Raw genomic sequence first — 11,841 nt, 5'->3', positions numbered from 1 at the left:
GCCGGTCCCGGAGCAAACACCTGAGCCTGAGCCTGAGCCTGAGCCTGAGCCTGAGCCTGAGCCTGAGCCTGAGCCTGAGCCTGAGCCTGAGCCTGAGCCTGAGCCTGAGCCTGAGCCTGAGCCTGAGCCTCGAAAGCTGGTTGTTCGCGACACGGTGTCAAGGGCGGAGCCCGCTGCGGCACCCGAAACTGTGGAACAGGAACAGGGCAACTGGTGGAGCCGCCTGCGCAAGGGCCTGTCGCGCACTTCGGGCCAGCTCACCGGCCAGATCACCGGCATCTTCACCAAGCGCAAGCTCGATGAAGAAACCCTGCAGGACCTTGAAGACGTGCTGTTGCAGGCCGATCTCGGCGTCGAGACCGCGATGCGGATCACCGATGCGCTGTCAGCCTCGCGCTACGGCAAGGACATTTCGCCGGCCGAAGTCCAGAAAGTGATGGCCGAGGAAATCACACGCGTGCTGGGCCCGGTGGCCAAACCGCTGGAGCTGGATCTGAGCCACAAGCCGCATGTGATCCTGGTCGTCGGCGTCAACGGCACCGGCAAGACCACCACCATCGGCAAGCTCGCCGCCAAGCTGAGTTCGGGCGGGTTGAAAGTGACGCTTGCCGCGGGCGACACATTCCGTGCAGCCGCCATCGAGCAGCTCAAGATCTGGGGCGAGCGCACCGGTTCGAAAGTGGTCTCGACCAAGCTCGGCGCCGATGCCGCCGGCCTTGCCTATGAAGCCTTCGAGACCGCCCGCGCAGATGGCGCCGACGTGCTGATCATCGACACCGCCGGACGGCTGCAAAACCGCACCGAACTGATGGACGAGCTGGCCAAGGTGGTCCGCGTCATCACCAAGCTCGATCCCGAAGCGCCGCACACCGTGCTGCAGACGCTGGATGCGACCACCGGCCAGAACGCGCTCAACCAGGTCGAGATCTTCCGCAATGTCGCCGGCGTCAACGGCCTGGTGATGACCAAGCTTGACGGCACCGCGCGCGGCGGCATTCTTGTCGCCATCGCCGCCAAACACAAATTGCCGGTGTATTTCGTCGGTGTCGGCGAAGGCGTCGACGATCTCGAACCTTTTGAGGCGGCGGATTTCGCCTCGGCAATCGTCGGAGAACCAAAGTGAGCGACCGCAACCGCACCAAGCAGCGTCCGATTGATCCCGCAGCCGGCGATCACGAGGTGCATGTTTTCGAAACCGATCCCAACGCGCCGGGGCGCAAGCACATCAATCCGCTGCTCAAGATGACGCTGGAGCTGGGGCCGTTGATGGTGTTCTTCTTCGCCAATGCGCGCGGCGCCTGGATTGCCGAGCGGGTGCCGTTCCTGGCCGACATCGGCGGTCCGATCTTTGTCGGCACCGCCTGCTTCATGATCGCCACCGCGATTGCGCTGACGGCGTCCTGGATGCTGACCCGGACCTTGCCGATCATGCCGCTGCTGTCGGGCGTGATCGTTCTGATCTTCGGCGCGCTGACACTGTGGCTGCAGGACGAGACCTTCATCAAGCTCAAGCCGACCATCATCAACACCCTGTTCGGCGCTATCCTGCTCGGCGGTCTGCTGTTCGGCAAATCGCTGCTCGGCTATGTGTTTGATTCCGCCTTCCGGCTCGACGCCGAGGGCTGGCGCAAGCTGACCTGGCGCTGGGGCCTGTTCTTCCTGGTCATGGCGCTCATCAATGAAATCATCTGGCGCAATTTCTCCACCGACTTCTGGATCGCCTTCAAGGTCTGGGGCAACATGCCGCTGTCGATCGTCTTCACGCTGATGCAACTGCCGCTGATGCAGCGCCATGCGCTGGTGGAGGAAGCTGCGGAAGAGGCTAAGCGGTAGGCGTCACAGACTGATTGAAAATTTGCTCCGCGCAAGCATTCTCGCACCCACAGAACACCAGATTCACACTTTCTTTGCTGTGCGAACTGACAAAATATTAAGCCCCTGCCTACAAGATGTCTGAAGCTGCAGGACGTCAATCCTGTGAACGAGGGGATTGATGTGCGTTACCGAGAGACCGATGAAGTGTTCAAGACGCTGGTATCGGAGCTTACCTCGACGATTTCCCCGACGACGATCATGGGCCTGACAATCCTTGCGATCGGCCTGTTTGCATATGACAGCCTCGGCGGCACTGAACTCATGCTGGCCACCATCAGCGGAAGCGTTGCCTCGCTTGCCAAGATTGTCGTGACGGTGGCCCACCGGCGCTCGAACGCGACAAAGCACGCAACCGTTGATGAGGCCGTCCGCTGGGAGATGGCGCACGGGCTGCTCACCTTCATCATCGCCGCCTCTATTGGTTTGCTGGCAACTGCGGCGTTCACCTATCGCGACCTGTCAGTGCACATTCTGGCGACAGCGCTGATCTTTGGATATTCCGCCGGTGTGGCAATCCGCATATCAGTTCGGCCATTCATCGCCGCGACCGCGATCCTGATTGCAGGAATACCGACAACGATTTCCGCCCTGCTCTACGGCGATACGGCCCACTGGATACTGGCAACGGTTTTTGCGGGGTTCCTGGTGGCGGCGATGCAAAGCGTCCTGCATGTCTACCGCACTGCCACCAGGCAAATCTGCCTGCGTCTGGAAATGGAGCATCAGGCACGCCACGATCCGTTGACAGGACTTCGCAATCGCACAGCGCTCGGCGAGGCTTTCGACGCTCTTGGGCACATTGAAGACAGCCTGATTTGCGTACATTGCTTCGATCTTGACGGCTTCAAGGCCGTCAATGACCGTTTTGGTCACGCGGTCGGGGATGAATTGTTGGCGAGCATTGGAATGAGGCTCAGGGAGAACATGCACCAGCCGAATATCGCCGTGCGCGTTGGAGGCGATGAATTTGCCATTCTCCAACCAGTTGTCAGGCATCCCGTTGAAGCTGACCTGTTGGCCAGAAACATCGTGAATGTTCTCAGCTTGCCGTACCGGGTTGCCGGTGAAGAGATCACCATTGGCATCAGCCTGGGCTACACGATGGCGCTCTCCGGCTCTGCAAAACTTGAACATATGATGGCAATTGCGGACAAAGCCTCGTACCGCGCCAAGCGCAACGGCGGCGGTATCGATTGCGAATTTCCATCAACACTGGACCTTCGCGCATCTTCTTTCGCCGCGTGAGCGCGGCTTTTGCACCATAGGCTTTCAGCGTCTGCCGCTGTTGGTCCAGGCTGTAAGCCGGGCATCTGGCCCGATAGACAGCTTTCGCGCAACTGCCGGATGGCCCGTTCATGTTTCGACAGCCGCCGCCCGGACGGTCCTGACCGCAGCAACCGGTCGCGGCGGTGTTACGCCGCGCCGACACTGCGCGCCAGCTTGCCCAGCGTTTGCAGGCCCAGTTCCACCGCGCCAAAGCCCTTGGCCTCCTGAAACTCGGCTGCCGTGCTAAACACCATGCCCAGGGTGACTTTCGTTGCCCCGTCCTGGTCTTCGAAAGACACCCAGGCATCGGCATGCTTGGGTCCGTTCTCGCCCCACAGCAGCGTATAGCTGATCCTGTCTTCTGTTTTGACATCACCATACCGGTGGTGGTTGGGGAAGACCGTGCCATCCGGCCCGATCATGTCGAAAACCCAGTCGCCGCCCTCCCGCAGGTCGATCCGCTTCGTCCGGCAGGAGAACCCGTCCGGCCCCCACCATTCGGGCAGGGATTCGGGGTTGAGCCAGGCGCCCCAGACGATATCGCGCGGCGCCATGATCACGCGGCTGAGCACCATGGTCCGCTCGGCCACATCCGCCAGATTGTCCAGCCCCGCGCCGAAGCCCTCGCGGTAGCCGGCCTCCATGTTCCCGGCCAGCGAAGAAAGTTGCACGGTCACCACCACCCGGCTTCCCTCGCCCGCGTTTGTGAAATCCGCCGTTACCAATGCCGCCGATTGCGTGACCCCTTCGGAGGAGATCACCTCGTAATTCACACTGCACACAAGGGGCTGCAATTCCAGCCATCCGGCCTCACACCGCGTGTCGGGATGCCCTTCCACCTTGCACAGCGAGACTTCGCGCCCGCCAACACGGGTATCAGCCTCAAGGAATTCAACCGTGACCGAGGGTGCCGGCGCTGCCCATAGCGCTCGCGCAGCAGGCGCTGTCCAGGCTTCCCAGACGATGGCCACGGGAGCAGCCAGCCGACGCTCAAATGTCAGCGTCGCAAAACAGCCGCTCATGGCAAAAGTCCTTTTGCATAGGTTTCCAGTTGCGTCGCCACGGTTCCCCAGCCATCGAAGAAACCCATATCTTCGTGCGTCTTCCGCGCATCAGGATTGCGGTGGCGGGCAATCGCCGTGTAGGAGGTGCCGCCCTCGGGCGTATCCGTCAGAAGCAGGATCGCGGTCATGAACGGTTCAGGTGCGGGTTTCCAGCCTTCGGTGTAGCTGTCGGTGAACACCAGTTTCTCCCCCGGCACCACCTCGAGATAGACGCCGAGATTTTCCATGATGTTTCCCTCGACGTCGAAGGTGGTGTTAAACCTCCCGCCAACCCGCAGATCGATCTCCACCGAGGTCACCTTGTGGGGCGCGGGAATGAAGAAATGCGGGATGTGCTTCGGCTCCGTCCAGCACTCCCATATCAGTTGCCGCGGCACGGCCAGCGTGCGGGTGAAGCTCATGTCCGTGGCCGGATCCAGTTCCAGTTTCATTGCTCTCGCTCCTTCATCACTGTCTTGACATAGGCGTCCAGTCTGTCGAGCCTGGATTCCCAGATGGCGCGCTGTTCATCGAGCCATGTTTGCATCGGCGCCAGCGCCTCCGGCACGATGGCACATGTGCGCACGCGTCCATCCTTCGACGTCGCGATCAGCCCCGCTTCCTCCAGCACCGAAAGGTGCCGCATCACCGTGGGCAGCCGCAATCCTGTGGGGTCAGCCAGTTCGGTGACCGGCGCAGGTCCCTCTGCCAGTCGCGTCAGGATCGAGCGCCGGGTCGGATCCGCCAGCGCGTGAAACAGGTCCGAGAGATCGATATCATGCTTAGCCATAACGCTAACTATCGCGGACACCGGCGGTCGTCAAGAGACAGTTAGCGACATAGCTAAGTTTTTAGTACCAGCTGGCTCAGAACCGGGGATGGAAAACAACCCTATGTTGCCATACTGTTCCCACTGCAGGGGAGTTGGATATTGCATGAGCGATGATAGGGATGAACCGGTCAGCCTGATCCAAGACGTTGAAACCGGCGACCGGTTTCTGGTCTATGGCTCGGACAAGGGGCTGAAGCTCGATATCCGTTACGAGGGTGAAACCCTCTGGATGACGCAGGCTCAGATTGCAGATCTATTTGGACGGGATCGCACCAGCATTACGCGTCACATCAACAATGTCATTGAAGAAGGCGAACTGGACGAAAAGACTTCTGTGCAGAAAGTGCACAAAAGTGTGGGTAGGCCGGTCGCATTTTACAACCTCGACATGGTGATCTCCGTTGGCTACCGGGTTTCATCCGCGCAAGCCACACTGTTTCGTCGTTGGGCTACGGGCATTCTTGTCCAGTTCGCCAAAAAGGGGTTCGTCGTTGATTCCCCCCGGCTCAAGCAGCCCGGCAATGCTGACAGGATTGCCGAACTCCGTGAGATTATCCGAGATATTCGCGCCGATGAGGCCAATGTTTACCGCGAGCTTCGCCAGATCTGCGCCATGTGCCAGGATTATGATGGCACCACCGAGGTTGCGCGGGAGTTTTACCAGAAGACACAAGCCAAGCTTGTCTATGCGGTCACGTCGCACACACCGGCAGAAATCATCGCATCCAGAGCCGATCATACCGCGAAAAACATGGGACTGCAGAGTTGGCCAAATGACAACATTCGCAAGGTCGATGCTGGCATTTCAAAGAACTATCTGGCCGAGGCGGAAATCAAGGAACTCAACCGTCTCACCAACATCCTGCTCGACATTTTCGACGACCAGCTCGACATGGGCAGGCTTGTGGTGATGCAGGATGCTCACAACCTTCTGGAGCAGCAATTGCAGCAGTTGGGGCGATCGGTTCTGCGCACAGGCGGACAGATCAGCGCGTCAGATGCAAAGGCGCGCGCAGATCAACAGTATGAAAAATTCGATGCGCAGCGGAAGCTTGAACGGCAGCAGGAGGTCGATGAGCAGATTGCCGCTCTAGCCAGGGAAGCGAAAAAACTGCCAAAACGACCACGTTGATAATCAGAGCTTGCCGCATTTATCCGCGCTGCAAGCATTGTTGAAAGACGATGAGGGTACAGGCGGGCTCACCCCGCATTGCCGAACGGCCCGGAATACCCCTTCGCCATCACTTCGCGCTCGTGGCCAAGCATCCAGTGCACGGTGGGAAAGGCGATCTCATCGACCGGTAGCGCATCCCAGTCGAACAGCTCGACTTCGAGGCTTTCCTCGCCGATGCCGAACAGGGCGGCTCCGGCGCCGGGGTCGATCAGTTCGGCGCGCCAGATCAGTTGCACCTGGCTCAGATGCGGCACCGAATAGATCGCCAGCAATTCGCCAAGCTTCAGATCGGCCAGCGCCTCCTCGCGGGCCTCGCGCCGGGCGCCGTCCTCAGGTGTTTCCCCCAGTTCGAGATAGCCGGCCGGCACGGTCCAGAAGCCGCGGCGCGGCTCGATGGCGCGGCGGCAAAGCAGCACCTGGCCTTGGTGGCGGACCACCGATCCGACAACAATGCGCGGGTTCTGGTAGTTGACGAAGCCACAGCTGCGGCAGACATCGCGTTCATGGGTGTCGCCGGCGGGGATCAGGCGGTCGAACTGTTTTTCTGTGCTCATAGCGGACAAGATAGCGCCACGACCGGCTCGCGGCGAGACCGGTGCGGAGCAACGCCGCAAAAAACCGTCAGCTTGAAGGCGTCACGGCCTTCTCAATCGCCGGCAACAGCTTGTCACGCAGGCTTCTGGTGGTGAACGGACCGATCTGCTTGAACAGGATGGTGCCGTCAGGCGCCACCAGATAGGTTTCGGGAATACCGTACACGCCCCAGTCGATTGCCGACTTGCCTTGCGGATCAATGCCGACCGCGGCAAACGGATTGCCCAGCTCGGCCAGGAACTTGAGCGCGTTGTCGTTCTTGTCCTTGTAGTTGATGCCGACCAGCGTGATCCGCGGATCGCGCGACAGTTCGAGCAGCACCGGATGCTCCTGCCGGCACGGCACGCACCAGGATGCCCAGACATTGACCAGCGCCAGCTTGCCCTTGATTGCCGCGTCGGTCAGCGCCGGTACCGGAGTGCCGTTCGCGCTGAGGCCTTCAAGCGGCGGCAATGCCAGCGTCGGCGCCTTGGTGCCGATCAGCACCGAGGGAATTTCGCTGGCGTCCTTGCCGGAGCCGAGCTGATAGAGAAACACGCCCGCCAGCGCGACAAACAGCACCAGCGGCAGGAATGCGATCAGCATCCGCCGGCGGCTGGAGCGCTGCGGCAGCTCCTCGCTATTGACATGTGAAGTCATGATTTCGAACCGCCTGATGGTTGGGACCGCCGCCGCACGCCTTGCGCTTCAAGCTCGGCCAGTTCACGTTTGCGGGCGCGTCCGTCAAGCACGATCACCGCCAGCAATCCGGCAAGGATGAGCCCCGTGGCCGCGTAGGACAGAAAAACGAAAGCTTCGTGGCTCATCATCCGCGCGCCTCGCCGGCGCCGATCGACTGCGCCGCCTGACGCCGCATCGTCTGCACCCGCCGTCGCCAGATCTCGTTGCGCATCGCCATCAGATGCAGTGTGAAGAAGATCAGCGTGTAGGCCACCGCCATCACCAGCAGCGGATAGAGCATCGAGGCATGAATGGTCGGACCGTCAAGCCGCATCACACTGGCCGGCTGGTGCAGCGTGTTCCACCATTCGACCGAGAACTTGATGATCGGGATGTTGATGAAGCCCACCAGCGTCAACACCGCGGCGGGTCGGGCGGCGCGGATCGGGTCGTCCATCGCCTTGTGCAGCGCCATCAGCCCCAGATACATCAAAAACAGCACGAACACCGAGGTCAGCCGCGCGTCCCACACCCACCAGGTTCCCCACATCGGCCGGCCCCACAGCGAGCCGGTGAGCAGCGACAGGAAGGTGAAGGCGGCACCGATGGGCAGCGCCGATTTGGCCGCGACATCGGCCAGCGGATGCCGCCAGACCAGCGTGCCGACCGAGGCGACCGCCATCACCGAATAGCACATCATCGCCAGCCAGGCCGCCGGCACATGGATAAACATGATCCTGACCGTGATGCCCTGCTGGTAATCCTGCGGCGCCGCGAAGGACATATACAGCCCGAGCAGCGAACTTATCACCGCGGCGACGGCGAGATAAGGCAGCACCCGCCCGGAAAGGGCGAGAAATCGCGTTGGGTTGGCGAGGCTGGCAAACCAGCCCTGGGAGATGGTGGTGTCACTCATGGCCTTTTTCTAATGCTTGCCGCGTCCGGTTTCAATGCGACAAATCAATCGGACGCTCCCTTGAGCGCGGCTGCGGCCGCAACCGGGCCGAGGGCTGCGAAAAACAGCGCGATTGCCGACAGGATCATGAATGGCGGGAGAAACGGATCAGGGTCAACCACCGCCGCGTAGGATGCGCTGACCCCAAAGATCAGGATCGGGATCGCCAATGGCAGGATCAGGATCGACACCAGCAGCCCGCCGCGCGGCAAGCCGACGGCGATGGCCGCACCGACCGCGCCGATGAAGGAAATCGCCGGCGTGCCCGCGAGCAGCGTCAGCATCACCGCCCCGGTCGATAACGCGCTCATGTTCATCAACAGCCCCAGAAGCGGGGCCGCCAGCACCAGAGGCAACCCGGTGGCGAGCCAATGCGCCAGGCTTTTGACGAAGACCGTGAGCACCAGCGAGAGCCAGTCCTGCATCACCAGCATATCGAGCGAGCCGTCTTCCCGGTCGGCCTGAAACAGCCGGTCCAGCCCCAGAAGCGAAGCCAGCAGAGCGCCGATCCACAGGATCGCCGGGCCGATCCGCGACAAGAGATTGAGATCGGGCCCGATGCCGAACGGAATCACCGCCACAACGGCAAGAAAGAACAGCACACCCAGCATTGCGGCGCCGCCGGAGCGGGTGGCGATCGCCAGATCGCGCTTGAGCAGCGCCATCATGACCAGGACCCGCTTGACGCTGACGCCGCCCGGTGAACGCCCGACAGTTCCAGCGACCGGACATTTTCAAGACCCAGCGGCTGGTGAGTCGCCGCAATCGCCATCCCGCCCCCGGAGAGATGATCGCGCACCAGATCGGCGAACAGCTGGTCGGAGCGCTTGTCGAGCGCCGCCGTGGGTTCGTCAAGCAGCCACAACGGCCTTGCGCCGACCAGCAGCCGCGCCAGCGCGATCCGCCGCTGCTGCCCGGCCGAGAGATAGCCGAAGGGAAGATGCGCCACGCCGGCAAGCCCGACGGCGTCGATCGCCGCATCGATCGACAGGCCTGTGCCGCTTTCGGGTTTTTGAAACTGCTTCCAGAATTCGAGGTTTTCCGAAACCCCGAGTTCCCGCTTCATGGCGTTGCGATGGCCCAGATAATGGCCGAACTCGCTGACCGGCATGTCCGCCCCGTCATCCCCGGTGAGCGAAAACCTTCCGCGATCGGCGGCCAGCAGTCCCGCCAGTATTCTCAGCAAGGTGGATTTGCCCGCCCCGTTGGGACCGGTAACAACCAGCGCCTGGCCGCGGCCCAGCGTAAACGAGACGTCTTCGAACAAGACGCTGTTGCCGCGTCGTCCCGCAAGGTTGGTGGCTACCGCCTGCATTCAGTCCCCGCTCCGGCCCGCCGATCAAGGCAGCGGTACCGTCAAAACATGCAGCCCAAAAAAAGTTTCAAATGAGCCGTTGGTTGATCTGGCACGTTCTTACGAAATTATCTATAACCCCCGCAACCACGCCAGCGGTCGGCGTGAATTCCATAAAGCGCCGAACATGACGTCATACCCGGCGTCACGGGCGGACGGCGGAAATGACCGTACCCGCATCCTTTTCCACGCTTGAGCGTGTAAGGTGTTCGCCTTGAAACTCGGCTGAACTGATGAAAGCGGGTTGCCTGTGGCCAAATCACTCGACAGCTTCAACTGCCGTTCCGTCCTCAATGTCGAGGGCACCGAATATGTCTATTACAGCCTCGTGGAGGCCGAGAAGAACGGCCTGACCGGCATTGCGTCACTTCCATTCTCGATGAAAGTCATTCTCGAGAACCTGCTGCGCAATGAAGACGGAGGCACGGTGAAGAAGCAAGACATCCTCGCCGTCGCCGCCTGGCTGAGCGACAAGGGCACCGCCGGAAGCGAGATCGCCTACCGCCCGGCACGCGTGCTGATGCAGGATTTCACCGGCGTTCCCGCCGTGGTTGACCTGGCGGCCATGCGCGACGCCATGGTGTCGCTTGGCGGCGACCCGCAGAAGATCAATCCGCTAGTGCCGGTCGATCTGGTCATCGACCACTCGGTCATCGTCGATGAATTCGGCACGCCGCAGGCGCTGGCACACAATGTCGAGCAGGAATACGAGCGCAATGGCGAGCGATACCGCTTTTTGAAGTGGGGCCAGCAGGCCTTCAAGAATTTCCGCGTCGTGCCGCCCGGCACCGGCATCTGCCATCAGGTCAACCTTGAATATCTCGGCCAGACCGTGTGGACCAAGGATGAAGACGGTGAAGTCACCGCCTATCCCGACACCTGCGTCGGTACAGACAGCCACACCACCATGATCAACGGCCTGGGCGTTCTGGGTTGGGGCGTCGGCGGCATCGAGGCCGAAGCCGCCATGCTCGGCCAGCCGATTTCCATGCTGCTGCCGGAAGTCATCGGCTTCCGCCTCACCGGCGCGCTCAAGGAAGGCGTCACCGCCACCGACCTGGTGCTGACCGTCGTGCAGATGCTGCGCAAGAAGGGCGTTGTCTCGAAATTCGTCGAGTTCTTCGGCCCCGGCCTGGATTCGATGACGCTGGCCGACCGCGCCACCATCGGCAACATGGGCCCTGAATACGGCGCAACTTGCGGCTTCTTCCCGGTTGATGGCGAAACCATCAAGTACCTGACCATGTCGGGCCGTGAAGAAAACCGCATCAAGCTGGTTGAAGCCTATTCCAAGGCGCAAGGCATGTGGCGCGAAACCGCGGCAGCCGACCCGGTGTTCACCGACACGCTGGATCTCGACCTCGGCTCGGTCGTGCCGTCGATGGCCGGCCCGAAGCGTCCGGAAGGCCGGATTCCGCTCGAAGGCATCGCCGCCGGTTTCGCCAAGTCGCTGGAAGACGAATACAAGAAGCCCGGTCAGCTTACCAACCGCTACCAGGTCGAGGGCGAGGATTACGATCTGGGCCATGGCGACGTCGCCATTGCCGCGATCACGTCGTGCACCAACACCTCCAACCCGAGCGTGCTGATCGGCGCAGGCCTCTTGGCCCGCAACGCGCTGGCCAAGGGCCTGAAGACCAAGCCCTGGGTGAAAACCTCGCTGGCGCCCGGTAGCCAGGTGGTGGCCGAGTATCTGGCCAAGTCCGGCCTGCAGGACGATCTTGATGCGCTCGGCTTCAACCTGGTCGGCTTCGGCTGCACCACCTGCATCGGCAACTCCGGCCCGCTGCCCGCACCGGTCTCCAAGACCATCAACGACAAGGGCCTGATCGCCGCCGGCGTGCTCTCGGGCAACCGCAACTTCGAAGGCCGCATTTCGCCTGACGTGCAGGCCAACTACCTGGCTTCACCGCCGCTGGTGGTGGCCTATGCGCTGGCAGGTTCGGTGCAGAAGGATCTGACTGTCGAGCCGATCGGCGATGACCAGGACGGCAACCCGGTGTTCCTCAAGGATATCTGGCCCTCCAGCCAGGAGATCCAGGAATTCATCATGAAATACGTCACCCGCGCACTCTACGCGGCCAAATA

General features: G+C 61.5%; 14 protein-coding genes. 5 read left to right on the top strand and 9 right to left on the bottom strand.

Features of this window, described 5'->3' with window-relative positions; genetic code table 11:
* The 3 genes from ftsY to ABJN75_RS04755 form a co-directional block, all read left to right on the top strand.
* Window positions 1-1,123 (top strand): signal recognition particle-docking protein FtsY (gene ftsY / locus ABJN75_RS04765; protein WP_348437367.1); only part of this gene is annotated, 1,123 nt, incomplete at its 5' end.
* 56 nt (window positions 1,124-1,179) lie between these two features.
* Complete coding sequence (locus ABJN75_RS04760) at window positions 1,180-1,833, top strand: septation protein A (protein WP_348437371.1); 654 nt, start codon at window positions 1,180-1,182, stop codon at window positions 1,831-1,833.
* 144 nt (window positions 1,834-1,977) lie between these two features.
* Window positions 1,978-3,120: a GGDEF domain-containing protein gene (locus ABJN75_RS04755; RefSeq protein WP_348437365.1), complete on the top strand. Its 1,143-nt coding sequence runs from the start codon at window positions 1,978-1,980 to the stop codon at window positions 3,118-3,120.
* A gap of 167 nt (window positions 3,121-3,287) precedes the next feature.
* On the opposite strand, the gene ABJN75_RS04750 is transcribed toward ABJN75_RS04755, so the two are convergent.
* Genes ABJN75_RS04750 through ABJN75_RS04740 form a run of 3 tightly spaced genes read right to left on the bottom strand, consistent with a single transcriptional unit; the run spans window position 3,288 to window position 4,974 of the window.
* Complete coding sequence (locus tag ABJN75_RS04750) at window positions 3,288-4,163, bottom strand: SRPBCC family protein (RefSeq protein WP_348437363.1); 876 nt, start codon at window positions 4,161-4,163, stop codon at window positions 3,288-3,290.
* Entirely contained in the window at window positions 4,160-4,636 is a 477-nt protein-coding gene (locus ABJN75_RS04745; RefSeq protein WP_348437361.1) for an SRPBCC family protein, read from the bottom strand. Before ABJN75_RS04745 ends, ABJN75_RS04750 begins: the two co-directional genes overlap by 4 nt.
* Complete coding sequence (locus ABJN75_RS04740; RefSeq protein ID WP_348437359.1) at window positions 4,633-4,974, bottom strand: metalloregulator ArsR/SmtB family transcription factor; 342 nt, start codon at window positions 4,972-4,974, stop codon at window positions 4,633-4,635. The genes ABJN75_RS04745 and ABJN75_RS04740 overlap by 4 nt, the downstream gene beginning before the upstream one ends.
* 145 nt (window positions 4,975-5,119) lie before the next feature.
* On the opposite strand from ABJN75_RS04740, the gene rhuM reads away from it, so the two are divergent.
* Window positions 5,120-6,148: a RhuM family protein gene (rhuM, locus tag ABJN75_RS04735; RefSeq protein ID WP_348437357.1), complete on the top strand. Its 1,029-nt coding sequence runs from the start codon at window positions 5,120-5,122 to the stop codon at window positions 6,146-6,148.
* A 68-nt stretch (window positions 6,149-6,216) separates the two neighbouring features.
* On the opposite strand, the gene ABJN75_RS04730 is transcribed toward rhuM, so the two are convergent.
* The 6 genes from ABJN75_RS04730 to ccmA all read right to left on the bottom strand — a co-directional run bounded on the left by ABJN75_RS04730 (window position 6,217) and on the right by ccmA (window position 9,714).
* Window positions 6,217-6,744, bottom strand: coding sequence for an NUDIX hydrolase (locus tag ABJN75_RS04730; protein ID WP_348437355.1), 528 nt, complete (start codon window positions 6,742-6,744; stop codon window positions 6,217-6,219).
* A 67-nt stretch (window positions 6,745-6,811) separates the two neighbouring features.
* A complete protein-coding gene (locus ABJN75_RS04725) occupies window positions 6,812-7,423 on the bottom strand; it encodes a DsbE family thiol:disulfide interchange protein (RefSeq protein WP_348437353.1) in 612 nt (203 codons plus the stop codon).
* Window positions 7,420-7,593: a heme exporter protein CcmD gene (gene ccmD / locus ABJN75_RS04720; protein ID WP_348437351.1), complete on the bottom strand. Its 174-nt coding sequence runs from the start codon at window positions 7,591-7,593 to the stop codon at window positions 7,420-7,422. Before ccmD ends, ABJN75_RS04725 begins: the two co-directional genes overlap by 4 nt.
* Window positions 7,590-8,360 (bottom strand): heme ABC transporter permease, encoded by a 771-nt coding sequence (locus tag ABJN75_RS04715; protein ID WP_348437349.1) that lies wholly within the window; start codon window positions 8,358-8,360, stop codon window positions 7,590-7,592. Before ABJN75_RS04715 ends, ccmD begins: the two co-directional genes overlap by 4 nt.
* 44 nt (window positions 8,361-8,404) lie before the next feature.
* Complete coding sequence (gene ccmB / locus ABJN75_RS04710; RefSeq protein ID WP_348437347.1) at window positions 8,405-9,067, bottom strand: heme exporter protein CcmB; 663 nt, start codon at window positions 9,065-9,067, stop codon at window positions 8,405-8,407.
* Window positions 9,064-9,714 (bottom strand): heme ABC exporter ATP-binding protein CcmA, encoded by a 651-nt coding sequence (gene ccmA / locus ABJN75_RS04705; protein WP_348437345.1) that lies wholly within the window; start codon window positions 9,712-9,714, stop codon window positions 9,064-9,066. The genes ccmB and ccmA overlap by 4 nt, the downstream gene beginning before the upstream one ends.
* Before the next feature lie 289 nt (window positions 9,715-10,003).
* On the opposite strand from ccmA, the gene acnA reads away from it, so the two are divergent.
* Window positions 10,004-11,841, top strand: a 1,838-nt coding sequence (gene acnA, locus ABJN75_RS04700; protein ID WP_348437369.1) for an aconitate hydratase AcnA, incomplete at its 3' end; no start/stop codon positions are given.

The sequence above is a fragment of the Hoeflea sp. genome (assembly GCF_039975035.1).
Classification (GTDB): domain Bacteria; phylum Pseudomonadota; class Alphaproteobacteria; order Rhizobiales; family Rhizobiaceae; genus Hoeflea.
The sequence above is the reverse complement of the archived record's forward strand: the minus strand, read 5'-3'. Positions and strand labels throughout refer to the sequence as shown.